Here is a 25,010-nt window from a genome sequence, read left to right on the forward strand (position 1 = left end):
AATAGAATGCGTTGAAGTCATGGATCGTCGCCGCAGTATCTCGTGAGCGTCGGTGGCCGGTGTAGATCGTCTACCGCCAGGACAACGCCAGGCCAAATTGTATGTTGGGGAAAGGATTTCGCAGATGGAGATCGCGGCCGTGAAGACCAAGGTTCCGACGACTACGACCCAACCGGATGGCGACGAAGCCGTCGAGTGGGCGTTGGGGCCAGGGTCGATTACCTGGCGCGTGATGAAGGATCCGACGGTGTTCATCGTCGGGCTGCTGCGCGAGGCGCTGCTGCTGACGCTGCACCCCGCCTTCGCCGCGGCCGCCGCTGATCACGACAGCTTCGGCGACGATCCGGTGATGCGATTCAAGCACGTCGCCTGGTACACCTACGCCGCCACGTACGGCACCCCGGATGACGCGGAATACGTCAGCGGCATCGTGCGCCGTCGGCATTCGACCATCGTCGGCCTAGAACCGCTGACTGCGCTGCCGTACCAAGCCAATGCCGAATACGAGCTCGCGCTCACCCAAGCCATGCTGTCGGCGTCCTTCCTGGCGGCCTTCGAGCGGCTCCACGGTGAACTGACCAGTGCCGAACGGGATCAATTCTGTCGCGAACAGCAGGTGCCGGCCGCGCTGCTGGGAACCAACCCGGACCACCTGCCGTCGACCTATGGCGCGTTGATCGACTTCATCGCCCACGCCCGCAACAAATTCGCCACCGGATTGCAGGCGCGCGAGACTCTTTCGCCGTTTGCGACAGGGGAATATCCCACCGGCACGGTGATCGGCGATCTGCGTCCGGCCTACCGCAAACCGGCGATGTTCGTCCTGCGGACCTTCGCGGACATGGCGATGCTGACGATGTCGTGGGAAGAGCGCGAACTTATCGCGATCAACCGGCGTCCGAAGCTCGGATCCACGTTTGCGACCGGCATTGCGCTGCGGCTGTTGTCGAAGTGGTTCCTCAGCGAGAAGGGCCTCGAGGTCTTCGACGACTTCCTCGGCGAGCGCATCGCTCCGATCTACCGGAAGGGTATCGCCGCCGACGCGGCGCCGGGTGCACGGACTCGCGAGGCGCAATTCGTCGTGCCTGACCCGCGTCCGTGCTTCCACCGGTTGGCCGATCTCTACAGCAACTGGCCGGGGTCGACCGACGAGTATGTGCTTGGTGCAGAAGGACGTAATGTCGCCGAGGCCGAGCCGACCCCGCCGGTACTGCGCAGCACTGCCGTGTCGTCATGACGTTGGCGCCTTAAACGCTTGCGCGACAGCCGACCCGGACAAGGCGTCGGTAATTGCAAGGTCGCGGCTCCGGTGAGCGGATGACGGTTCAGGTGCCGTCCGCGGTGCCATCTCCTTATAGAAAGCAGGAATTCGTGGGTCTCCAATCCATGGTGGGCAAAGCCGTCGGAAGGCGGGTTACCAAGAAGACGTCCGCCGTGATCGTCGGATGCGGGTTCGGGGGGCTGGCTGCTGCGATCGAGTTGAAGCGTTCCGGATTCGAGGACATCACGATCTTCGAACGGGGCCCGTCGGTCGGCGGAGTGTGGCGTGACAACACCTATCCCGGTGCGGCCTGCGACGTGCCGTCGGCCATCTACTCGTTCTCCTATGCGCTCAAACCGGATTGGTCGGCGCTGTTCGGCAAGCAAGCCGAAATCCACCACTACCTTGCCGAGGTGGCCGACGAGTTCGGCATCACGCCGCTCATCCATTTCAACACCGAGGTCCGCGCAGCGGAATTCGACGAGGACGCGGGCACCTGGACGGTGACCACGTCCAGCGGCGACACCGTCGAGGCCGATGTCCTGATCATGGCCACCGGGCAGCTGAGCCGGCCCAAGACGCCCTCGGTCCCGGGCTTGGATACCTTCGCAGGCCGGGCATTCCACTCGGCGCAGTGGGATCACGACGTCGATCTGACGGACAAGCGGGTGGCCGTCGTCGGCAGCGGTGCCAGCGCCATTCAGGTCGTGCCCGCCATCGCCGACCAGGTTCAGGATCTGACCGTCGTGCAGCGCTCACCCAACTGGGTCATGTGGAAGAGCCGGCGTGTGCCTGGGCCGTTCCAGACCTCCTTGATGCGTCGCTTCGGGTGGCTGCGAAAGCTGCACCACAACGTGCTGTTCCTGTCTTATGAGACGCGCTATCCGCTGGTTACCCGAGGTGCCGAACCCGTTCGCCGACTTTCCCAGTGGTATCTGATTCAGCGGCTGAAGCGTCACGTCAAGGATCCTGTGGAAGTCGCGGCGGCGATTCCCGATTACCGCTTGCTGTGCAACCGGTTGCTGCTGTCCAACGATTGGTATCCCACGATCGGCCGTGGCAACGTCCATCTGGTCGGCTCTGCCATGCAGAGCGTCGATGAAACCGGCATCAACACCGCCGACGGCCGTCACGTCGACGCTGACGTGATCGTGTGGTGCACCGGGTTCAAGGCCAGCGAGTTTCTGGCGCCCATCACCATTCGCGGCCGCGGGGGTGTCGACCTACACGAGCAGTGGGCCCAGACGCCGTCGGCATATCTCGGAATGGCGGTGCCGAACTTTCCCAATATGTTCATGCTGTTCGGTCCCAACACCAACAGCATCACCAACACGATCGTGTTCCTCCTCGAACGTCAGGCCGCGTACATCCGGCAAGCGCTCGAACACAAGGAACGCAACCGGCTGGCCTGGCTGCAGGTGAGCGATGCCACCTACCAGACATTTCAGGGATGGCTGGACCACAAGCTCGATCGCACCGTCTTCACCGACAACTGCCCCGGCTGGTACACCAACGCCCAAGGCAAGGTGACGGCGATGTGGCCCGCTTCCCACCTGGCCTATGCGCGGGCGACCCGCCGATTCAAGCCAGACGAGTTCGTCGCGTGGGCCGCTGCACAACCCATTTCGTCGTCGGGCCGGCAGCCGACTGAAGATCGGGCAATCCGCCGATGAGCGCGGCCGACGCAACTCTCTGCGATCTGTTCGACCGCACTGTCGGTAGCCACCCCGACCTGATCGCCTTGCGCAACGCCGAGGGCACGCAGAGCTACACCTATGCGGCCTACCGGGCGGCTGTGGCCGACACCGCGGCTGCGCTGTACGGGGCAGGCGTGCGGCGCGGTGACGTGGTGGCGCTGATGTTCGAGAACCGTCCCATGTTCCACGTCGTCGACGCTGCGGTGATGCATCTTGGCGCGGCGAGCTGTTCGATTTACAACACGTCTCCCGTCGGCGACATCGCGCACATCATCACCAGTTCTGGAACTCGAATCGCCTTGTGCGAAGACGCTTTCGTGCAGCGACTGCGAGATGCGGCACCGGAACTGGTAATCGTGTGCACCGACTCCGGAGTAGAGGATGTCGCAGCGTTGAGCGACCTGCCCCGCAGCGTCGAATTCAACTTCGAAACCACCTGGCGGGCAGTGCAACCCGATGACGTCCTGACCCTGATCTACACCTCGGGAACCACCGGATCACCCAAACCGGTTGAGCTGACTCATCGCTCGATGGTCGCCGAAGTACAGCTGACCGCCGAAGTGCTCGAATTCAAGGTGGGAGATAGGGTGCCATCGGCGTTGCCGATGGCCCACGCCGCGCAACGCTGGGGAACGCATTACAACGCCATGGCCTTCGGTCTTGACGTGGTGTGCATCGACGACCTCACTACCTTGGCGGCGAATCTGGTTGCCATCCAGCCCGATGTCTGGGGCACCGTGCCGCGCATCCTCGAGAAGATGGTCGCCGCCGTGCGCTCCCGATTGGAGGCCGAGACCGACGTGGCCAAAGCACAATTGCTGAGCGCGGCGGTCGACGTCGGGCACCGATATGCGACTGCGGCGCAACGAGCACGGGTGGCCGGGGAGCAACCGCCCCAGTCGCTCGTCGAGCAGCGCCAGGTGGTCGAGCCGGTCTTGGCGGCGATCCGCAAGTCAATGGGATTGGGCAATCTGCGCTGGCTGATGGTCGGTGCGGCTCCGACTGCTCCGCACATTCAGTCCTACTTGGCGGCGCTCGGCCTGGAGGTGGTCGAGGTGTGGGGAATGTCGGAACTGGGCGCCGTCGCCACGGTCAACCCTTGCGGTGCGCAAAAGTTCGGCACGGTGGGCAGACCACTGCGCGATGTGCAGATCAAGCTTGGCGCGGACGGCGAAATCCTGGTGCGGGGTCCCATCGTGATGCGCGGCTACCGTGGTGAACCGGAGGCAACGGCCGAAGCATTCACCGCCGATGGGTGGCTGCGCACCGGGGATCTCGGCGAACTCGACGCGGACGGCTATCTGTCCATCACCGGCCGCAAGAAGGAGATCATCGTCAATGCTGCCGGCAAGAACATCGCCCCCGCCAAGGTGGAAGCAGCAGTCAAGGCCGAAAGTCCGTTGATCGGCTCGGTGGTGGCGATCGGTGACGAACGCCCTTATCTGGCGGCGCTGGTCGTCTTGGATCCGGACGCCCTGACCCAGTTCGCCGTATCGGCGGGTATCCCGATGGGTGAGCCCGAAGAGCTGTGCACGCACGACGCGGTCAGCGCCGCTGTCGCGCACGCCGTGGAGCGGGCCAACAAGCACTTGGCACGTGTCGAGCAGATCAAGCGCTACACCGTGCTGCAGCAGTTCTGGCAGCCCGACAGTGCAGAGCTGACACCTACCCTCAAATTGCGGCGGCGGGTGATCGCCGAGTTGTATCGAAGCGAGATCGACGGACTCTATGCCGTCGAGGCGGTGGCCCGATGAGCGCCCCGGCCACGTCCAAGCAGTCCTTTACCGCCCGCGACGTCACCACCGGTGAGGCCATCGCCGAGTTCACCAGAATGGACGCCGATCAGGTGGCGGCGCGAATCGTCGAGTGCCGGGTCGCCGGCCTCATCTGGCAGGGCATGGGTTTCGGCCGTCGCCGCGATTGCCTGATGGCCTGGGCCGCCGATATCGTCACGCACAGTGATGATTTCGTCTCGCTGATTCATCGCGAGAGCGGTAAGCCGGTCGACGACGCTTACATGGAGCTCGTCATCGCCGTCGAACACATCCGGTGGGCGGCACGTAATGCCGAGCGGGTGCTACGCAGGCGTCGGGTGATTCCGACGGTGTTGATGGCCAATTATCGAGCTGTCATCGACTCCGAACCCTTCGGCGTTATCGGCATCATCAGCCCGTGGAACTACCCGCTCTTCGCTCCGGTGGCGCCGCTGGCTTCGGCGTTGGCGGCTGGCAACGGGGTTGCACTCAAGCCGAGTGAGCACACCACTGCCGTCGGAGCCGAGCTCGTCGCTTCTTTCGCGCGCGCGAATCCCTCTGTGCCGCAGGATGTATTGACCTTGATCACCGGCGATGGTGAGGCCGGTGCCGGTCTGATCAGTGGGGGAGTGGACAAGGTGGCCTTCACCGGCTCGCCGCGCACCGCCAGAAAGATCCTGCACGCGTGTGCGGACACGCTGACGCCGGTGGTGATGGAATGCGGCGGCAAGGACGCGATGATCGTCGCCGCCGATGCCGACGTCGAGGCTGCCGCCGACGCCGCGGCCTGGGGCGGTTTCAGCAATGCCGGTCAGACGTGTGTCGGGGTGGAACGAATCTATGTCCACCAGGCCGTCTCCGAGCGGTTCCGCAAGGCGCTTGGCCGTCGCTTGCGTGACGTGCGGGTGGGAACAGAGTCCGGTGCGACCTACGGACCGATGATGCTTGCGTCGCAAGCCGCGACCGTGGCCGAGCAGGTGCGTGACGCCATCGGCCACGGTGCAAGCGCACCACTGGGCGGTGCGGAACGCATTCGCGATCGCACCGGTGAGCCGATCGTGCTCGTCGACCCCGACGAATCCTGTGCTGCGGTGCAGGAAGAGACGTTCGGACCGATGGTCACGGTACGCACGGTGGCGGACCTGGAGGAGGCCGTTCGGTTGGCCAACGGCACCAACTTCGGGCTCGGAGCAGCCGTGTTCTCCAAGTCCGACGGCCCGCGGCTGTCGGCCGCCCTGCGTTGCGGCATGGTGTCCGTCAACTCCGTGATCGCCTTCGTCAGCATCCCGGAGCTGCCGTTCGGCGGAGTCGGGGAAAGTGGCTACGGCCGCATCCACGGCGCCGAGGGATTGCGCGAGTTCAGCCGCACCAAGTCGATCTCGACGAAGTTCGCCGACCCGCCGGGATTGAACGGAATGCTCTTGCAACGACCCGCCTTCACCATGTTCGCGCTTCGCGCCATGACGCGGGCGCGGTTCCGCGCAGGACGGCGCAGCCAGTGACGACCCGCCAGTTCGCATTCTCCAGTCCATGCCGCGCCAGTGTCGAGACCGTGCTGGCGCTCTTGGACGACGTCGACGGCTGGTCTGCCTGGGCGCGCCCCCTGGTGATGCACACCAGCTGGGAGCGCTGGGGTGACTCGACACCGGCGGGTGCAGGTGCGATACGCAAGGTCGGCGCGTGGCCGGTCTGGATCCGCGAACTCATCCTGACCCGCGACGACACCGGACAGACCTACACCGTCATCAGTCCGTCGGCGTTCACCCACTACCTGGGCTCGGTCACGCTGCGGCCGTTGGCTTCAGGTGGCGTCGACGTCGAATGGCGCGTCGAGTTCGTCGCCCGGCGCCGTATCGCGGGCCCCGTGCTGAACACCGTCCTGCAGACGACCATCGCGGGACTGCTGAAGCGGCTAGTGAAGGCGGCCGAGCGGAAGTCCGCCCGAGAGGAGAGGTCACCGAGATGAGCGAAGCACTCGCAGTGCGAACTGTTGACGCGACGAAACCGCTGCACGGCCGAGTGGCGTTGGTGACCGGTGGGTCCCGCGGCGTGGGTGCCGGCGTCGCCAGGGAGCTGGCCGCCGCCGGGGCGCAGGTCGCCCTGACGTACATGCGATCTCCCGAGGCCGCCGACGAGGTCGTCGCCGACATCGAATCCGCGGGCGGACAGGCGATGTCGGTCTACGCCTCGGCGGCCGACGGACAGTCGTGGTCCGACGCCGTAGCTGCGATCCACGAGCGATTCGGCGACGTCGACCTGCTGGTGAGCAATGCGGGCGTGGCCAGTCGGGGGCTGTCGATCGCCGACACCGATCCACGGGAGTATCTGCAATTGCTCGGTGTGCACACGCTGGGCCCGTTGGCGTTGATTCGCCAGCTGCTTCCGGGGATGCGGGCCAAGGGGCGATCGGACATCGTGGTCATCTCCAGCACCGTCGTCGACGCGTGCCCGGCCAACACCGCGCCCTACGCGATGGCCAAGGCTGCGATGGAAGCGGCATGCCGGGTGCTGGCACGCGAGGAGCGCGAGCACGGTGTGCGCGTCAACGTCATTGCACCGGGCCTGATCGACACCGACATGGGCGCACGACTCGTCAACGCGACCACGCCCGGCGAGACGATGGAAGCCACCGAGACCAATTCGCCGTTCGGCCGGGTCTGCAAGCCGGCCGACATCGCTCGACTCGTGGTCTTCCTCGCCGGTCCCGGCGGGGAATACCTCACCGGCCAACGGGTCATGATCGACGGTGGTGGTGTGGCGCCGACGATGTACTAGCCAATCATGCAGGCCGACGTAAGTGGGGCCCGTCCTCTCGGACGGGCCCCACTTAGGTCGAATTGCCCTCTTGCGCTAAAGCGTACGGGCGATCAGTTCCTTCATGACCTCGTTGGCGCCGGCGTAGATCTTCTGGATGCGGGCGTCGGCATACATCTGCGCGATCGGGTATTCCAGGCTGTAGCCGTAGCCGCCGAACAGTTGCAGGCAGCGATCGATCACCGCGCACTGCTGATCGGCAAGCCAGTACTTGGCCATCGCCGCGGTGGTCACGTCGAGGGTGCCGTCGATGAGCTTGATGATGCATTGGTCGATGAAGACCCGTGACACGTGAGCGAGCGTGGCGCACTCGGCGAGTTCGAACCGCGTGTTCTGCATGGCGAACAACGGTGCGTTGAACACGTTGCGCTGCTTCGTGTAATCGACGGTGAGCTCGACGGCGCGCTCCATCGACGCCACGGCTGCAATACCGAGGATCACGCGTTCGGTGGCCAGTTGCGTCTTGAGGCAGGAGAATCCACCGTTGAGCGGTCCGAGGACGGCATCGGAGGGCACGGCGAAGTCCTCGAAGAACAACTCCGCGGTGTCCTGGCCCTTCTGGCCGATCTTCTTCAGCGCCGCACCGCGAGAGAACCCGGCGGGCTCGCTGCCTGCCGAGCGCTCCGTGACGTCGACGATCAACAGTGAGATTCCCGCGCCCCGGGCGTTGGGATCGGTCTTGGCGGCCACGATGACGATGTCGGCGTTGAGCCCGTTGGAAATGAAGCACTTCGTACCGGTGAGGGAGAAGCCGTCGTCGGTGGGCACCGCACGGGACGTCATCGCCTGCAGGTCCGAACCAGCGCCGGGTTCGGTCATCGCGATTGCACCGATCCACTCGCCGGAGGCGAGCTTTGGCAGGTAGCGCTTCTTCTGAACTTCGGTGCCGTAGGCCAAGATGTAGTGCGGGACGATGACGGCGTGCACGCCGAGATGCAGCGACGAGTCACCGGCAAGGGTCTGTTCGGTCAGAAATGCCGCCTCGTGGGCGAATGTGCCTCCGCCGCCGCCGTATTCCTCCGGAATCGACATGCACAGCAGGCCCATCTCGCCGGCCCGTCGATACAGTTCGCGGTCGGGGCGACCCTCGTGGGCCGACTTCTCGGCTTCCGGACAGACGTAACGGGTGAAGAAGTCGCGGGCCAGGTCGGCAACCGCGGCCACGTCGTCGGTCATCCACGACGAGGCCTGGCCGGGGGCTTCCAAAGTCGATGTCATTGTCGTCCTTTCCGCAGCGGATGTAGTCAGCCGTCTGACCGGACCGACTGGACGCGGACTGGTCATCGCGACCCGTCCGGCGATTCGTGGAATGCAGGCCGGGTAAGCAATAGACTGGTGTATGCACAGTAGAACACAGAATTATATACGCATAATTGACCAGTGCAGCTCGTTCTCGTAAGGTGGCGTGGGTCACTGCGTGGACGCGGTGGCCGCACGGAACCGCGAACGCAGCTGGACGGGGTTCCGCTCTCGGCATGACTATCAGTGTTGACGAATGGCTTACGGAGACAACATGATCGACCAAGACGGACAGCGCGCCGACATCGTCGTCGTCGGCGGTGGTCACAACGGCCTGGTCGCCGGGTGCTACCTCGCCAAGGCGGGCCTGCGGGTGCTGATCGTGGAGCAGGCTCCATGGCTGGGAGGGATGGCGGCCTCGCGCGCATTCGTTGCCGAGGCACCCGAGCACATCCTGAGTCCCGGCGCGTGGGAGAACGTCTACTTCCGCGCCGGGGGTGTGGGAGATGAACTCGAGCTGCAAGAATTCGGTCACCGTGATCTGCCCGCCGCCGGCTGGGCGTGGCTGGGCAACAGCGGCGAATCCCTGGTGCTGCAAGCCAGCATGGCCGACACCGTGGCAGACATCCGCCGATTCTCGGCAAAGGATGCCGCCACCTACGCTGAGCTCACCGAAGCCGGCATCAAGATTCTCAAGATCCAGGACGAGTACGGCCTGTCGAGCCCCAAGCGTCCCAGCTTGGCCACGGTGGCCGCAGCTGTGCGTGCTGTCGCAAGCAGCCGACGTATCAGGAGCCTGCTGGGATCGCTGCTGACGACGACGGCGGCCGACGGCATCGAAGCGCTGTTCGAATCTGAGGCGCTGCGTGGGGTTTTCGCGGGTACGGGTTCGATCTTGGCGCCACTGGACGTCGACGGTAGCGCGATTGCGTTGTTGGCGCCGTCGATGATCCACCACCACGGCGCGGTACGGCCGGTGGGTGGGATGGGCGGTTTGGTCGCGGCGCTGCAACGGTGCTTCGAGGCGCACGGCGGCCAGGTGCGGCTGTCATCGGAGGTGGCCGACATCCGGATGACCGCCCCTGCCGGCGGTGTCGTCGAGCTGACCGACGGAACCGTGCTGCACGCCGATCGTGCTGTCATCGCGGCGTGCCCGGTCCAACGGTTGCCCGACATGGTCGGTGATGCGCTGCCTGCGGACATCGCAGAGCGGCTCCGCGGTGCCCCGGCCAATTCGACGGGTCTGGGTACCTTCACCGTCAACGCGGCGCTGTCCGGCCGGATCGAACTGTCGCGGCATCAGCCGAATCGCCAGGATGGCGTCGACTTGCGTAGGCCGGCGATCTACATGGGCACCCTCGAAGAAGTCGTGGCTGCGGGTGCGCAGTCGGCACGGGGTGAGCTGCCCGACAGCATGCCGTTCTGCTTGGGCATTCTGTCGGCCATCGATGAGAGCCAGGCCCCGGCCGGGCAGGATGTCGTCCAGCTCTACGGTCCGGCCCCGGTGCGTCCCGACGGTGGCTGGGACAAATGGCGTGGGGAAGCCGAGCGGCGCCTGCTGGAAAAGGTCAGCCAGGCCGCACCCGACTTCATCGACCTGCAGATCGGCACCTACGTCGAGACCGCCGAGGACCTCGCTACCCGGACGGGTGCGGAGAACGGCTGCATCTACCACATCGACAACCTGCCGACCCGGATCGGACCGCTGCGTCCGGCTGCCGGGGCCGGCGGATACCGCACCGCGGTTCCCGACCTCTATCTCGGATCGGCCAGCTGCCATCCCGGTGGTGGTGTGTCGGGTCTCCCGGGAAAGCACTGTGCCACAGCGGTGCTCGATGACCTGCGCGGTGGCCGCGGTATCGCAGGCCGACTCCGTGCGGCTCTGAGGTAGGCGCCCGTCGGCGCTACCGCGACGCGGTCGGTGCGGACGCCTGTCGCGTACCAACGAGGGCGTCTCGGGCCACCAGCTGAACAATTGCCAGACCGATCAATGCGCACATGGTCATGGTGATGACCGCTGCAATCCACTGAACCCACGCCGGGACAGGAAGATTCAGCGCCGCGAAGGTCGGCCAGGCCACGGCCCCATACGCGCCGCCGTATCCGATCGGTACGGCAAGCGCCAGCGCGATCTTGCGCCAGCCCGTGAGCAGCGGAGCGGCCAAGAGCATGAGGCCGCCGCCGAGCAGTGGAGCGACGTTGTTGATGACCGGCCACCACAGGGGATAGCCGAAGACCTCGAACGGCTGATCGCCGTAGTACACGTAGGCGCCGGCCAAGATGCCGGGAATCTCGAAAACCGTTGTGACGACGGCAAAGGGGATGAACTTACCAAGCATGTCGCGCTTTGTCGGCTTCGTCAGGAAGTACCGGTACACCAGCCAGGTCGCCAGGCCGGGGAAGAAGGAGTACCCCAGAGCGACGAACAGGTAGATGTGGCGGTCGTAAAGGGTGAACAGCTCCAGCGGGAGGTCGACGGGCCACCACACGTGCCCGAGGACGTCGACGATGGGTTCGATGAACGACGATGCGAAGCCGATCAGCATGCACAGTAGCGGCAGGGGATCTCTGCGGCGGATGCCCCACCAGATTGCCCAGATGTAGCAGGCCGCCGCCGGTACAGCGACCAGGATGGTGAAGAACCATCCTGCCGTCGAACCCGCCAGCATGTCGACCGGTGGTTGCGGGATCGAACCGTCGTCAAACGTCATGGCATTTCTCCAATGGTGAGACTCGCTCTTCTACAGGCGATTTGGATGTCTGTGGCTAGCAGGGCAAAAGAGCTTGGCCGCCGGACTCGGCCCCGGTCCGGTGTCACAGCCACGGCGCGGTGTGGTGTGCCCCATTGCGCAGATTCTGACAGGAGTTCTGTCAGATTGCAAAGGTCTGTGTGAAAGACTCGTGAAAGGACGGACCTACGACGAGATGTGGTGAGTGCCTTGGCGAGGGCGTACGGCGGTGTCAGTGCGCAGGAGCGGCAAGCGGAACGCCGTGTGCGGCTGCTCTCGGCGGGACTCGATCTGCTTGCTGAAGTGGGGACGGCCAAGCTGACGGTGACGGCGATATGCGCCCGCGCCGGACTGACCGAACGGTACTTCTACGAGAACTTCTCCGACCGTGATGATCTGATGCTGGCGATATTCGATCGCGAAGCCACTCGGGCGGCCGATGTCATCATGGCGGCGGTTGAGGCGGCGCCACCGCATCCGTCGGCGCGCGCCCGCGTCGCGGTGACGGTGATGTTCGAGGAACTGGTCGGCGATCCGCGATTGAGTGAAATCACGATCCAAGGCCAGAAGGACGACGTGCTCAGCCGAGTCCGCACGGCGGTGACTCGAGTGGTCAGTGATGCGTTGACTCCACATGCGGGATTGTTCTGGGACGGCGCCGAAGATCACCGTGCGGAAGCGCACCTTGCGTTCTTGGTGATCGTCGCGGGCATCGCCGAAATGATGGCGGCATGGCTGGGCGGTTCCGTGCCGTACACGCGCGATCAATTGGTCGATCGCTGTGTCGAGCTCTTCATCACGGTGGGCAAGACCATGGTGGGCAATTAGCGACGCTATGCCATGGCGGTCACGCCGGCTGGAACGGATGACTCGTACCGATCGCGCAGCGTCACCGCCGTCGAAATGGCCGCCTGCATGCCGGCCAGGACCAGGGCAATGGAGACGGCGGCGGCGAACCAGACGATCGGCAACGACGTCGTGGAGTTCTGCGCCAGCATGACCGGCCATTGCGTGCCAACCAAGATGCCGACCGCGGAGCCAGGGATTATCGCGATGACACCCAAGGGGGTCCACGGCTTCTTCGGTGAACTGAGCACCCAGTGGACGGCGAACCCACACCCCAAGGAGATGGCGGACATCACGAACGGGATGGTGACTGACAATCCGTACTGGAAGAAGTTCGGTTGTGGGCCGAAGTAGACGTGCACGCCAGCCAATGTCGATGGCAGCTCGATGATTATGTCCAACACGGCAATTGCGGCAAAGATGCGCCACAAGCCTGCCGACGAGATCCCACCCTTGAGCGCGCGGTGGACGACGAAGGCGCCCAACCCGACGTACCACGGGTATCCGATCAACAAATACAGCGGCATCGAGGTGCCGTACAGGTTCATCGTGATCAACGGGCTGTTGACCGGGTACCAGACGAGCATCAGGCGGTCGAGGATGGGCTCGTTGGCGAACATGGCGAGGAAGCCGCCAAGCATGCAGAAGACTGGCATTGCATCGCGATTGCGGGCAACCCAGATCAGCGTCCAGATCAGTGCGATCGATGCGGCGATGATATTGGCGCCCATGAAGATCCAGGCCGCCGTCGTCCCTGCCAATGCGTCGAATGGTGGATCGGGCAGATCTGAGAAGTTCACGGGCGCTCCACTCTTCGGGTCGTCTTGTGTTCGGGTGCTGCGCTAGCTGCTCGGCAGTGCGTCGGCCCCGCGCCACGTCATCGTGGTCGTCACCATGAGTTGGCTGGTGAGATCGTTGCCGTGGATGCAGTACACGCCAGAGTCGCGGGTGGTCGAACAGCGCGACCCTCGGTGCTCGATGTAGGTACGTTCGCGCAGGAGGGTTTGTGGAGCAGGCGAGGAGAACCGTGGCTCCGACGTCTGATAGAGCCGGGGGAACGGATCGCCGACGAACCATGCGACTTCGTTCTCACCGGCTGTCACACCCGGCAGGTTGCCCGAGCAGCCGTAGCTGCCGTCATCGGCGATGCCGCAACGCAGGCCCACCGGGCTGGTGAACCAGACTCCGTCTTCATCGACGACCCGGTAGATCCAGGTACTCGTGACAGCTCGGTACTGGCTGCCGTCCGGATAAAGACTCGTGTCCGGCGCGGCCTGTGCCGGGGCCGCGAAAGTCATCGTCCCACAGGCAATTGCGATGAACGCTACGAGTCGTAGCAATGAGTGGGTGGGAGTGTGTGGTGTCATGTGCCGTTCAACCACGTGTGGGTGGGGGTGATCAGAAAGCGGAACGGGCCGCGTTCGCAGTACGTGCTCAGGTCGACCGTCGTTCCGCACCGGGTCCCCTCTACGGAGATGAAGGAAAGCGGCGGAATGGGATTCGACCCTCGGGGTGACGGAAACCGGATTGCCAGCGTCCAGTCGTAGTGAACTCGTGTGTCACCGGTGATCCAGCCGATCTTGTCGATGCCCGGCGGAGCTCCGGGGATGGCGCCCGTGCACCCAAAGCCCCCGCGGAACCAGATCCCGCAATTGAGTCCCTGGGCCGTGGTGAACCAATAGCCGGGTTGATTTGGCAGCGATGCCCCGGGCGGATCGGACATCGCATAGGGGGCGGCGTCGATCTCGGTGAAGTAGCGCAGATCCGGATAGGGGTGTGGGGTCTGGTCTGCCGACGGGGGTTCGGCCCCAGCGATTCCCGGCGTCGCCAGCATCACGAGGCTTACTGCCACGGGAAGGGCCCGTGCCCAACGCGACCACCGAGGACCGGCAGCCCGGATGCGCGGACAGCGTGCCATTCGCGGACTCCGTGTTCTTCGACGAGTGGTGGGTGAGGGCTGTGTGTCGCGTCCACGAGAATCGTCACGGTGACGAAAGGCAACGTTGACGTCCAACGCCTGCAGGTGCGGCAGTGATGTGATGCCGCGCACTCCGCTCACCGTACTGTGGTCGAACTTCTTAAGTCAAGGATGCGTACTCGCAGAGTCATGTTCGATCAGAAAGTATCCCTCAATGTTGCAGAAGAGCTGACTTTGCACTGCTCCGTAGCGCTGCGGGATCCGGTGCTATGCCGGCGTCGTCAGGATGGCCGATGCCAACTCGAAGCCCGAGTCGTCGTGCCAGGTACTCGTCCCAAACTGGGTGTAGGAGCAGTCGGGTGGGGCCGCCTGCCACTGGAGCATGAGGCCGTGTAGTGCCTCGGCTCGTGTCGCGCCGTAACCGGTCAACTGCAGGGCCTTGGCGGCGTGATAGCCGATCGTGGACAAGGCCGGCAGTGGGTCGGTGAAGGGGACCGCCGCGCTGCGAAAGGACATGTAGTCACTGGAGGATTGGTTTGCCATGGCTGCAGTCCGCTCGACGAGCGGATCGGACTGCAGCGGCGCACAGGCGGATGTCGCCCGGGCCGCGATGATGGCCTGTCCCAATGCCGACTGTGGTTCCGCGCGCGACGGCGCGGCCGTCTGAACGGAAACTGCAAGTCCCGCAAGCATCATCGTGATGATGGCAAGTATCGGGGTTTTGCGCATCGTGACCTCACTCGTCGAACGCGCGACTGGAGCCGGCCGCGGAATGACCACGCTAGCGTAGTCGCGCGGGATTCCCGCCAGATTGCGTAAGGATTGTTGCCTGATGGCGATGCTGACTGTCATCGTGTGGTGACGTACGTTATCACTTGCGCAAGCGTAAGTACTTGGAATGTGGCATCTTCGGTGGCCGCTGAGTACCGTCATGCAGATTGATCTAGCTGGATTCCTACGCGCTATGCCGCGTGAGCGAGCGAGGGGATTAAATATGCGCCGACCATTGCCGCCATTGCTGTCGATAGCGGTGACGGTGTGCCTCGGCTTCTCGCTGGTGAGCGTGCCGGCCCATGCCGAACCCACCGCTGATGAGATTGCGCCGCCGCTTCCTGTCATCGTTCCGGTGGCGAGCGACTGGCAGCCGAAATTTCCGTATCCGTACGACCAGACCCGAAACGAGGTCACCCCCGCCGACATCACCGCCGAGCGCGAGATGTGTCAGTGGTACCTGGCGCAATACGATCCGTTGATCACTCAGATCGAGCGGTTCGACGACAGCCTCAGCCGTGTGAAGGGTGACTACGGCGCGGCAGGCAACCAGCAGATCGCCGACGCCGTCTTGGCGAACCTCGACCAATCCTTGGCCTTTCTGACGCCTCGTGCGCAGTCGTTGACGATGAACCAGGACTACCTGGGCGATCAGTACTTTCCGGTGTATCAGGGCGAAACGTTCTACTGGCTATGGCAGCAGCTTTCAAACGTCAGTGCCGGTATCCACGGTCGGCAACCAGCCTGGTTCGTCGGCCCATCGCTGCAGCGCGCGAAGCGGTGGGGTAGCAGGATTCACCGCTCCGGCGTGTGCGATTGAGCTGTGGCCGACCCGCGTCCGCCAACGCGGCTCGGCTGAGGCCCCGGAGCGAACTGGCAAACGAAGCGCCCCGGCCTCGAAGATTGACAAGTAGTCAGTAAGGTGTGGTAGGAATCATAGGCCCGCCGATGCCATCCGTAGGAACAGAGGTCTATAGACATGCATATCCATGCAGACCTTGGGAATGGAACGGCAATGTGCGTAGTGATCGGGAGCGAAATACCTTGCAGTTAGTAACCGAGGATCGTTCGCCCACGGCGCCACCGCCAGCTTCGCAGCGGCACGGCCGGCGCAGTGTGGGGCCGACGCTAGCGAACAAAATCTGGCGAGGAACCACGCGCGCCGGAGCCCACCTCGTCTCCATTCCGGTGCGCAGCACCGCCACGATCGGCCGTGGGGTACTCGTTGCGGTGTCGGTCTTGCGATACACGATCCTCGATACGGTGACATTCCAGCTACCCGTCGGGGAGATGTTGGTTCAGGCCTGGGCGCTGCTGAAAGTCACTGCCACGCCTGCTTTGTTGATGGCCATCCCCATCGGTGCCATCGTGTCCATTCAGACAGCCGGCCTGGTCAACCAGGTGGGCGCGAGTTCGCTCGTGGGGGCAGCCAGCGGCGTTGGCATCGTTCGGCAGGGCGCTCCGGTTACTGCGGGTCTGCTCATGGGTGGTGCAGCGGCGTCGGCGATTGCCTCGGACATCGGTGCCCGGGCGATCCGCGAGGAACTCGACGCGCTGCGGGTGCTCGGCATCGATCCGGTTCGCCACCTGGTCGTTCCCCGGTTCCTGGCGCTTCTGATCATCGCCCCGATGCTGTGTTCGATCATCATCGCCTCGGCGGTTGCGGCGTCGTTTGCATTGGCCGTAGGCGTCAGCGGCGTGACCGCTGGAAGTTTCTGGCAATCCTTCGGCACCTTCGCGTCGGTAACCGACGTGTGGTTCACGATCGGTAAATCGTTGATATTCGCTGCCATCGTGGCGGTGGTGTCGTGCTTGCGTGGGATGGAAGCCAAGGGCGGCCCGCGTGGGGTTGCCGATGCCGTCAACTCGTCGGTCGTGCTCAACGTCGTGTGCATCGCCATCGTCAACCTCGCCATTACCCAGTTGCAGACCATGTTCTTTCCCATGGAAGTGTCGTAATGGCCCCACCGGCAGCCCGTCCCTCCTCGCAGGGGATCAGACTTCTCCGCCGCCTGACGTCAATGACACTCGCGCAGAGCGTGTTTGGTCAGATCGGTCAATTCGTCGTCTTCACGGGAGTGACGCTGTGGTTGCTACCGGTCACGTTGCGACGGTATCGCCGCCAGACACTTCATGCGATGAACGACCTTGCCTGGGGCCGTGGATCGATCATCGTCGACGGGGGAGTGATCAGTGTTCTGGTCATCCTGGGTGTTGCGATCGGCGGCACCGTGGCAGTGGAGGCCTACTCGACGCTGAACCTCATCGGATTCGGCGCGCTCTCCGGCATCGTCGGCGGTCTGGCCAACGTGCGTGAGATGGCTCCACTGGTCGCCGGTATCGCATTTGCCTCGCAGGCGGGCTGCCGGATGACCGCCGAGATCGGGGCGATGCGCATCTCGGAAGAGATCGATGCCGTGGAAGCCCTTGGGTTGCGGGCCATCCCATTCGTGGTCGGTACCCGCTTGGTCGGGGCGATGGTCACGGTCATCCCCGGCTACCTGCTGACGCTCGTCACCAGTTTCTACGTGTCCAGCACCGTGATCAGGGTCTTCCATGATCAGCCTGGTGGTACCTATCAGCACTACTTCATCCAATTCCTACCCTTCGGCGACATTGCGTATTCGCTGTTGAAGGCGACGGTCTTCTGTGCCGCGGTGACGCTGATCCATTGCTTCTACGGTTATTTCACCAGCGGTGGCCCCGTCGGCGTCGGCCGGGCGTCCGGACGAGCGGTGCGGGCCAGCCTGGTCGCGATCATGGCTCTCGACGTGCTGCTGACCATCGTCCTATGGGGCTTGGAGCCCGTCTTCGTGTTCAAGGGGTAGGTGGCAGCACAGATGCTATTCCGGAAGTACTCCGAGGAGCAGGAAGCTCGTCTGCTCGTGGTCGTGGGCGTGGCGGTGGTGACCGTCATCGGCGCCGTCGCCGCCCTGGTGATCATGAAGCCCTTCGCGAGCCGCCCGGCAGATTTGATCAACGTGGTCGTCGAATCGCCCTATGTCGGTGAAGGAGTCCAACCCGGCACGCCATTGATGGTGCACGGGGTCAACGTCGGGGAGGTGCGTCAAGTCACCAGCCTGCGGAATGGCGGAATTCGGTTGGTGACCGCATTGCAGGCCGGGCCGACCGCCGGATTGACCGACACGATGGGCCTGGACTTTCGGCCAGCCAATTACTTTGGTGTCACCGGTATCAACGTTCGCCCGGGTCAAGGCGGTCGCCCGCTGACCAACGGCTCGTTGATTCACGTCACCCCGACGGGGAACTTCACCCTGCAAGCGATGCTGCAACGCTTGGGCGAGATCTCCCACGGTGTGTTCACCCCGAAGCTCGTCGACGTCATCGAACGATCCACCACCTATCTCGACGGCCTCGACCCGTTGCTGGAGACGATGCTGGTCGTCGCCGAGACGACTGCCCGGGTGCAGACCGTCAGCACCGAGCAGTTGATGGGAAATGCCACGGGCATCAGCGTCGCCTTCCCGGGGTTCGTGAATGCGTCCATCAGTACGGGGGATTACTTCCTGCACGGCGCCCTCGATGGGGCCACCGAGGACTTCTTCCAGAACACGTTCAAGCCCACGATCAAACTTGCCTCGACGGATCTCTTCGGTGCCGCGGGACGACTAGTGGGAAGCCACAGCACCGACCTTGCCCCCCTGACCAACATGCTGAAGATCCTCACCGACGTTGCGCCAGGGGTCATCCCACCCGATGCCATCGCCGACACCGCCCGCGAATACCGTGAGCGCCTGCAATTGCTCTTCGGCGGTCCTCCCGACCGTCGCGCCGTCAACGTGCGGATCATCTTGGACAGCCTGCCAGGGGTGGCTGCACCGCTCGACGCGGTCGGCGCTGTCCCGCCACCCGATACCGAGCCATCGTCGACTGGGGGCACCCCATAGTGAAACCCGTTGCCGCCCTGTGGCGTCTGATCCTGGCGTTCGCCATCACGGTCCTTCTGCTGACCCTCGTCATCAACGTCATTCGCCAGCCCGTCGACGCCAAACTGGCTTCCTACACGGCCGAATTCACCGATGTGTCCGGGCTGCGCAACGGCGCGGACGTCCGGGTGCGTGGTGTGCGAGTGGGCAAGGTCGACTCGATCGACCTGCGTCGGCGCGACGGGCAGAGTGTCGCCGAGGTGGGCCTCACCCTCGAGGATCAGTACCGCATCGACCCCAATACCCGCCTCGCGGTCAAGTACCAGGCTCTCACCGGCCTGCGTTACCTCGACGTCCAGAACGCGCACGAGGGATCGGGATCGGTTGACCCGGTGCCCAATCCAATTCCCACCTCGATGACCGTGCCCTCGTTCGACATCACCAGACTGTTCAATGGCTTGCAGCCGGTACTTGCCACGTTGAGCCCCGATGATCTGAACAGGTTCACGGCCAACGTCGACACCTTCCTGTCGGGAGACGGAAGCGGTCTCGGTCCGGTGTTGGAGAGCGTCAATACGTTGACGCGATTCCTTGCCGATCGACAGCAGGTCGTGGCCACACTCATGCAGAACCTCAAGAACGTTGCCGACACGATGGCTGGGCATAGCCGAGACTTCGTCCAGATCATCGAATGGCTCAACCGCCCCATCGACGCCGCACTGACGGTGCTGGACGAGTTCCGCAAATCTCAGATCTACGGCCCCGAATTCACCAGGTCGGTGGTGCAGGTTCTCAACGGCGCTGGATTCAAGCCCGGCATCGACATCGATGCCGCGCTGGACAAGGCGATCACGAACTTCGACGACACGATGGATTCCATCAAGTTGGTGCCGGTGGTGTGGGACAACATTCCGCCGCCGGGGCAGGAAGGGCAGCCGTTGGCGTGCTCCAACGGGCGTGCCGAGCTTCCGTTGCCGGTCGACGTACTGATGAACGGTCAAAAGGTGGTGCTGTGCAAGCAATGAACGTTCTTCGGAATCCGAAAGTGCTTGGCACCGCAGCGGTCACCATCGTGACGATCCTCGGGGTCGTCGCGGCCATGGTGTACATCAGCCCGCCCGGCAACAAGATCGTCACGTTCTTGACCGATGACGCGTCGTCGATCAGCCCGGGGCTCAACGTGCGCATCGCCGGAATCACCGTAGGCCAGGTCAAGGACCTCTCGATCGAACCCAACGAAGTACGCGTGCAAGCGTCGGTCAAGGGCGATGCGTTCGTCGGTGACCAATCCACCGTTCAGGTGCGGATGCTTACCGTCGTCGGCGGCTACTACGTCAGCCTGGATTCCCTCGGGGACCGGCCGCTTGGCGATCGTCCGATTCCCAAGGAACGAGTGGTGTTGCCGTACAGCCTCGTTCGGACGTTGACCGACGCAACCAAGATCACCGATCGGGTCGCGACCGCTCCGATCGACCAGTCGCTGAACCAGGTGCAACAAGGTTTGACCGGTCCCAACCTCGAGACGATCAGCTCGATCGTCGATGCCGGCACGACGATGACGGACACGCTGGAACGCCAGCGCGGGCAGCTGACGCAGATCCTCGACATGTCCGACGAGTACATCGCTCAACTGAGCAACTACCGTGGTCGTCTCAAGGAGATCATCGAGAAGGTCGCGATCCTCGAGCAGACGTTGGTGCTCTACGGAAAGGGCTTCGCCGGTGCTCTGCAGGGCATGGGCCAGGTGCTGCAAGGCGTCGGACCGCTCGGCACCTTCTACATGAACCATCGAGATGACTTCCTGGAGAAGATCATTCGCTGGCAACAAATCGTCCGCACCTGGGCCGACCGCAATGGCTTGGTGATCCGCATTCTCAAGCGCACCCGTGGCCGACTGGATGCAGCACTGGATCGACAGAATTCGCCACCGGAACTACTGGCGACCGACGTGTGCATCCCGGTGCCGGGAACACCATGCTGACGCGACGGTTGGCCGTCGGCGTGCATTTCCTGGTGGCCGGCGTGGTTGCCGTTTCCGCGACGTCCTGTGGCACGTCCGACGGGCGCGGAGTCTCGGGGCCGACGGCGGCGCATCACTGCGCGATCCTTCCCGATTCCGTCGGGCTCTACGTGGGCAACCCCGTAACCCAAATGGGTTACAAGATAGGGACTATCGACGACATATTGCCTGGCCCGCAAAGCGTGCGCGTCGACTTCACCTTGAATCAGCAGCGCACGCTGCCCGGCGACGTCAAGGCGGTCGTGCGATCGACGTCGATCCTTGCCGACCGCGCCCTGGAGTTGGTGGGCAACTACGAGGGCGGCGCCACCATGGACGCCGGGCAGTGCGTGCCGTTGGACCGATCGGTGACACCCAAGAGCCTCTCGGAGATCATCGGATCGGCCAATACCTTCATCAACGGGATCAACCCCGAAACATCGTCCAACATCGGCGATGTCATCGCCCAGCTCGATCAGGCGACCCAGCGCAATGGCGCCGGTGTCAATCAGATACTCACCGCCTCGTCACGGATCGTGGACAGTCCCGACGCAGCGATCAGCGACATGAGCTCGATCGTGACGAACCTCGGCTTGGTGACCGACACCCTCATTCAGATGCGCAGCCCCATGAAGGGGGTCCTGAACGACGCCGCGACGACTACTCCAGACGTCGTCCACGCCATCGAAGGTGCGCGTGACATGGTTCAGCCGCTCGTCACGATCATCACCGCCATCTCCGATATAGAGGTCCATGCGGGTGACGAAATTCAGTTGACCCTCGACTCGTTGTCCGACGCCATTCGGATCAACTCACCGCACGCCGCGGGTCTGGCCAGTCTGCTCGATCCGCTACCCAGGTGGATCAACGGTGCGGCCAATCATCTGAACAACCGGGACTTCGTCATGTCGTTTCGACCACCGCTGTACCGCGTCCGATCACCCAACGGGCCGTACGTGTGCGCCGTCATGAACGCCTCGATGCCGGGAAGCTGTGCCAACGTGGCCGGTCAGCCCTACGGCGTCGACGTCAATCTCCTGCAGTATGTCTTCCTGAATGCGACCCGCTGATGACACGCAAGTTCCGTGCGCTGACCGCAGCCGCCATCGCTTCGTTGGCGTTGTCGTCGTGTGCGTCCGTCAACGTGGACGACCTGCCCCAGCCGGGCAAGACCTACAGCGACGGCTATGACGTCGTTCTCGAGTTCGCGAATGTGCTGAACCTGCCCGAACGCGCCAAGGTGGTCATGGACGGAACGACCATCGGTGTGGTCGAGAACGTGGCGGTGACGGATACGGCTGTGGATGTCACCGCACGAATAGACCGCGGGATCATGATTCCCAGCGACTCGCGGGCGATGCTGCAGCAAGCCACCGTGTTGGGTGACATCTACGTTGCCCTCGAGCGCGGGCCCGAGATGACGACCGACGAGTCGACGTTGCCCCCCGATGGTCGAATTCCGTTGGCACATACGACATCACCACCACAGTTGGAGGACACCATTGCCAACATGGCGGCGTTCGTCACCAGTGGGTCCATTCAGCGGGTGCAAGACAGCATCATCCGGATCAACAACGTCACCCCGGAGAAGTTGGACGAGGTGCGCGCCATCTCCTCCCGGGTATCGGTCGACCTGCAGGATCTCTCGCGCAACGTGGACACCGTCGATCTATGGCTGAACGGCGTCGCTGACACGGCAAGCGTCATCGATGCGAGCACTCCCAAGCTGAACTACTGGTTCTCGCCGGCCGGTATGACGCAGTGGGATCGTATGTCGGAGACCGGTATCGCGATCGGCACCTTGGTTCCGTCGGTCGGCAGCATCTATACCGGTGGCTACTGGTTGGTGCCCTTTCTCAATTCACTGGGAATCGCGCTGGACAAGGTGCAGAAGTCGAAGTGGGCGGTCGAGGGTGAATACCGGCCCTGGCGCCAACTCTTCACCGATGTCTTTCTGCCGCAGGACAAGTACCCGGCCATGAACATCACCTCCGTACAGACCTCGGATGGGCGAGAGATCTCCGGCAACGTCGAAGACGTGTTGCGCATGTTGGGGGCAATGCCGTGAAGTTTCGTTACGTTCTGTCGTTTACCGCGTTTGCGGTCATCGTCGTGTCCTGCGTCTACTACATCGCGGCGCTCGGCGTCCGGATCGGGCCGCCCGACAAGCGCGTGAACGTCACCATGCAGGTGCCGGACATCAACGGCCTCGTGGTGGATTCCAACGTGCTACTGCGAGGCGTGCAGGTGGGGAAGGTAACCGGCATCCACACCACACTGGACGTGGCCACCGTCAGCTTCTACATCGACCAGGACTATCCGGTCCCCGTCAATAGTGAAGTGCGACTGGAGAACCTCTCGGCGCTGGGTGAGTCCTACATCGGACTGCTGCCGCGCACGTCGACGGGCCCAATGTTCTATGACGGTCAGCAGGTGGCCACCGAGGACGTGCGCCAGCCGGCCTCGATCTCGGAATTGGCGACGAGCGTTACTCGTGTGCTCAACCAGATGGATCCCGCTGCTCTGAGCCGTCTCGTGGGGGAACTCGACGGCGCACTGCCCAGCGACAAGATGGTGCTGCCCAATTTGGAGCGCGCCAGCATGCTGTTGCGCAACACGGTCATGGGGATGAATGGCGCGGGCGGCCGCGTACTGGAGAACATGCAGACCCTGCTGGAGAATGCCGGGTTCGTCGGGCCCCGACTGGCCGAGATCGCACCAAGTCTCTATGCCCTGGGACCGCCGATCCACTGGCTGCACCGATACGCCCAGGACCTGGTGACCGAGACCGGTTCTCCAGAGGGCATTCGCAACGTGGGCCGGCTGATGAACCGCGTCCAGGGCTTCCTCGACGACCGCGCCCCGGACCTGAAGGTCTTCGCCGAAGCCTTCACACCGAACATCAAGGCCGTCGCGGCGGCGGCGATGAACGTCGACACCGGCCAGATTCTGTCCAACATGCTCAACGCAATTCCCGAGGACGGAACCATCACGTTGCGGGTCAAGACTCCGCCCCCGTAACCATTAGGAAAGGAAGTGGTCCGGGTGAATGAAGCCGTAGTGACCGAAGAACCCGTCGAGATCGCCGAAGACGCCGAGGGGGCCGTCGGCGCTGAAGGCACGACCAGCCCGAGCGGCGGCAGTCAATCCCGCCCCGCCGGACGCAACGTGTCACTCAGCGTTCGCACGCTACTCACGGGCCTCGTGATCGTCGTGCTGGCCGTTGGTTTAGGGGTGATGACCTGGCTGTACATGGGGGAGCGCACCACCGTTGAGGCCCAGCTCAATGCTGCCGACGGACGCAAGCATGCCGAGCAGATTGCGCTGGACTACGCGGTGCAGGCCGCAGCGATGAACTTCCAGGACATCAACACCTGGAAGAACCACCTCGTCGGCGGCACCTCGCCCGAACTCACCGACAAGCTGACCAAGGCCGCAAAGTCGATGGAACAGCTCCTGATTCCGCTGCAGTGGACGTCGACGGCTGAGCCGCTGACCGCCAAGGTCCGAACCGACACCAACGGGGTATACGTCGTCGACACCTTCGTGAGTGTCCTGACCAAGACCACGCAGGCTCCGGACAACTTGCAGTCCACCGCGACGTACAGCATCACCATCGACAGCAACGACAACTGGCTGATCACCGACGTCGGCGGTATCGGCGCCGTCGTCGGCGGAAAATGACGTTCGGCCTCCTCGGGATGCGACGCGCGGGTGTCGGAGCTTCGGTCTTGCTACTGGCCGTCGCCTTTACGGGTTACGGAGTGCCGTCGGCACGAGCCGCCGAAACCGTTACCTACGAGGTCATTTCGAACAGCATCGGAATCGCCGACATCGAGTACGTCGACCAGGATGGGCGCAGGTTGATCACATCGATTCCGTTGCCGTGGCGGATCGACGTGCCCATCGCGGACGCCGAAGGACCTACGGGGCAGGGCGCGCAGGTGCGGGCGGACTGGCGGCGGATACGAGCTCCCTACAAGTGGGTGACCGTCCGCATTTCTCAGGCCGGCCGCGCATTGTGTGAGAGCACTCTCGACGTCGGCAACGTCACCTGCTACGGCAACACGCCCCACTTCTCCTGACGCGGACGGG

The 25,010-nt window shown here is 63.8% G+C and carries 25 protein-coding genes; 19 read left to right on the top strand and 6 right to left on the bottom strand.

The window, feature by feature from the left end:
• Positions 1-124: 124 nt before the first annotated feature.
• The 6 genes from B1790_RS05700 to B1790_RS05725 all read left to right on the top strand — a co-directional run bounded on the left by B1790_RS05700 (position 125) and on the right by B1790_RS05725 (position 7,487).
• Positions 125-1,237, top strand: coding sequence for an oxygenase MpaB family protein (locus B1790_RS05700; protein WP_079922243.1), 1,113 nt, complete (start codon positions 125-127; stop codon positions 1,235-1,237).
• An 80-nt stretch (positions 1,238-1,317) separates the two neighbouring features.
• Positions 1,318-2,934, top strand: coding sequence for an NAD(P)/FAD-dependent oxidoreductase (locus B1790_RS05705; protein WP_079922244.1), 1,617 nt, complete (start codon positions 1,318-1,320; stop codon positions 2,932-2,934).
• Positions 2,931-4,712 (top strand): long-chain fatty acid--CoA ligase, encoded by a 1,782-nt coding sequence (locus B1790_RS05710; RefSeq protein ID WP_079922245.1) that lies wholly within the window; start codon positions 2,931-2,933, stop codon positions 4,710-4,712. The genes B1790_RS05705 and B1790_RS05710 overlap by 4 nt, the downstream gene beginning before the upstream one ends.
• Complete coding sequence (locus tag B1790_RS05715; protein ID WP_079922246.1) at positions 4,709-6,214, top strand: aldehyde dehydrogenase family protein; 1,506 nt, start codon at positions 4,709-4,711, stop codon at positions 6,212-6,214. Before B1790_RS05710 ends, B1790_RS05715 begins: the two co-directional genes overlap by 4 nt.
• Complete coding sequence (locus tag B1790_RS34600) at positions 6,211-6,678, top strand: SRPBCC family protein (protein WP_158083764.1); 468 nt, start codon at positions 6,211-6,213, stop codon at positions 6,676-6,678. The genes B1790_RS05715 and B1790_RS34600 overlap by 4 nt, the downstream gene beginning before the upstream one ends.
• Complete coding sequence (locus B1790_RS05725; RefSeq protein WP_079922247.1) at positions 6,675-7,487, top strand: SDR family NAD(P)-dependent oxidoreductase; 813 nt, start codon at positions 6,675-6,677, stop codon at positions 7,485-7,487. The genes B1790_RS34600 and B1790_RS05725 overlap by 4 nt, the downstream gene beginning before the upstream one ends.
• 75 nt (positions 7,488-7,562) lie before the next feature.
• On the opposite strand, the gene B1790_RS05730 is transcribed toward B1790_RS05725, so the two are convergent.
• Entirely contained in the window at positions 7,563-8,744 is a 1,182-nt protein-coding gene (locus tag B1790_RS05730; RefSeq protein WP_079922248.1) for an acyl-CoA dehydrogenase family protein, read from the bottom strand.
• A 295-nt stretch (positions 8,745-9,039) separates the two neighbouring features.
• On the opposite strand from B1790_RS05730, the gene B1790_RS05735 reads away from it, so the two are divergent.
• Positions 9,040-10,656 carry an NAD(P)/FAD-dependent oxidoreductase gene (locus B1790_RS05735; protein WP_158083765.1) on the top strand — a complete coding sequence of 539 codons (1,617 nt, stop codon included), beginning with the start codon at positions 9,040-9,042 and terminating at the stop codon, positions 10,654-10,656.
• A gap of 13 nt (positions 10,657-10,669) precedes the next feature.
• Here B1790_RS05735 and B1790_RS05740 read toward each other — a convergent pair whose 3' ends face one another.
• Entirely contained in the window at positions 10,670-11,476 is an 807-nt protein-coding gene (locus B1790_RS05740) for a hypothetical protein (RefSeq protein WP_079922250.1), read from the bottom strand.
• Positions 11,477-11,695: 219 nt separating this feature from the next.
• Here B1790_RS05740 and B1790_RS05745 point away from each other — a divergent pair, with 219 nt between their 5' ends.
• A complete protein-coding gene (locus tag B1790_RS05745) occupies positions 11,696-12,322 on the top strand; it encodes a TetR/AcrR family transcriptional regulator (RefSeq protein ID WP_369832289.1) in 627 nt (208 codons plus the stop codon).
• 5 nt (positions 12,323-12,327) lie between these two features.
• On the opposite strand, the gene B1790_RS05750 is transcribed toward B1790_RS05745, so the two are convergent.
• From B1790_RS05750 to B1790_RS05765, 4 genes are all read right to left on the bottom strand, one after another.
• Positions 12,328-13,140 (bottom strand): hypothetical protein, encoded by an 813-nt coding sequence (locus B1790_RS05750; RefSeq protein WP_079922252.1) that lies wholly within the window; start codon positions 13,138-13,140, stop codon positions 12,328-12,330.
• A gap of 42 nt (positions 13,141-13,182) precedes the next feature.
• Positions 13,183-13,638 carry a hypothetical protein gene (locus B1790_RS05755; protein WP_079922253.1) on the bottom strand — a complete coding sequence of 152 codons (456 nt, stop codon included), beginning with the start codon at positions 13,636-13,638 and terminating at the stop codon, positions 13,183-13,185.
• Between the two features lie 65 nt (positions 13,639-13,703).
• Entirely contained in the window at positions 13,704-14,192 is a 489-nt protein-coding gene (locus B1790_RS05760) for a hypothetical protein (protein ID WP_142271053.1), read from the bottom strand.
• 333 nt (positions 14,193-14,525) lie between these two features.
• Positions 14,526-15,110, bottom strand: coding sequence for a hypothetical protein (locus tag B1790_RS05765; protein WP_142271054.1), 585 nt, complete (start codon positions 15,108-15,110; stop codon positions 14,526-14,528).
• A 178-nt stretch (positions 15,111-15,288) separates the two neighbouring features.
• Between B1790_RS05765 and B1790_RS05770 the strand changes: the two genes are divergently transcribed.
• From B1790_RS05770 to B1790_RS05820, 11 genes are all read left to right on the top strand, one after another.
• A complete protein-coding gene (locus B1790_RS05770; RefSeq protein ID WP_233164951.1) occupies positions 15,289-15,849 on the top strand; it encodes a hypothetical protein in 561 nt (186 codons plus the stop codon).
• 320 nt (positions 15,850-16,169) lie between these two features.
• Positions 16,170-16,988 (top strand): ABC transporter permease, encoded by an 819-nt coding sequence (locus B1790_RS05775; RefSeq protein ID WP_233164958.1) that lies wholly within the window; start codon positions 16,170-16,172, stop codon positions 16,986-16,988.
• A gap of 62 nt (positions 16,989-17,050) precedes the next feature.
• Entirely contained in the window at positions 17,051-17,857 is an 807-nt protein-coding gene (locus B1790_RS05780; RefSeq protein ID WP_079922257.1) for an ABC transporter permease, read from the top strand.
• A 12-nt stretch (positions 17,858-17,869) separates the two neighbouring features.
• A complete protein-coding gene (locus tag B1790_RS05785; protein WP_079922344.1) occupies positions 17,870-18,937 on the top strand; it encodes a Mammalian cell entry related domain protein in 1,068 nt (355 codons plus the stop codon).
• Positions 18,934-19,941, top strand: a complete 1,008-nt coding sequence (locus B1790_RS05790) for an MlaD family protein (RefSeq protein WP_079922258.1) — start codon at positions 18,934-18,936, stop codon at positions 19,939-19,941. Before B1790_RS05785 ends, B1790_RS05790 begins: the two co-directional genes overlap by 4 nt.
• A complete protein-coding gene (locus tag B1790_RS05795; RefSeq protein WP_079922259.1) occupies positions 19,938-20,897 on the top strand; it encodes an MlaD family protein in 960 nt (319 codons plus the stop codon). The genes B1790_RS05790 and B1790_RS05795 overlap by 4 nt, the downstream gene beginning before the upstream one ends.
• Positions 20,891-21,985, top strand: a complete 1,095-nt coding sequence (locus tag B1790_RS05800; protein WP_079922345.1) for an MlaD family protein — start codon at positions 20,891-20,893, stop codon at positions 21,983-21,985. The genes B1790_RS05795 and B1790_RS05800 overlap by 7 nt, the downstream gene beginning before the upstream one ends.
• A complete protein-coding gene (locus B1790_RS05805; protein ID WP_079922260.1) occupies positions 21,985-22,983 on the top strand; it encodes an MlaD family protein in 999 nt (332 codons plus the stop codon). The genes B1790_RS05800 and B1790_RS05805 overlap by 1 nt, the downstream gene beginning before the upstream one ends.
• Entirely contained in the window at positions 22,980-23,936 is a 957-nt protein-coding gene (locus B1790_RS05810; RefSeq protein ID WP_079922261.1) for an MlaD family protein, read from the top strand. The genes B1790_RS05805 and B1790_RS05810 overlap by 4 nt, the downstream gene beginning before the upstream one ends.
• Positions 23,937-23,960: 24 nt before the next feature.
• Positions 23,961-24,599: a hypothetical protein gene (locus B1790_RS05815; RefSeq protein ID WP_142271057.1), complete on the top strand. Its 639-nt coding sequence runs from the start codon at positions 23,961-23,963 to the stop codon at positions 24,597-24,599.
• On the top strand, positions 24,596-25,000 hold the full coding sequence (locus B1790_RS05820; RefSeq protein ID WP_233164952.1) for a hypothetical protein: 405 nt from the start codon (positions 24,596-24,598) through the stop codon (positions 24,998-25,000). Before B1790_RS05815 ends, B1790_RS05820 begins: the two co-directional genes overlap by 4 nt.
• Positions 25,001-25,010: the final 10 nt, after the last annotated feature.

Origin of the sequence: Mycobacterium sp. AT1 (genome assembly GCF_002043095.1) — a bacterium.
In the GTDB taxonomy this organism is placed as follows: Bacteria; Actinomycetota; Actinomycetes; order Mycobacteriales; family Mycobacteriaceae; genus Mycobacterium.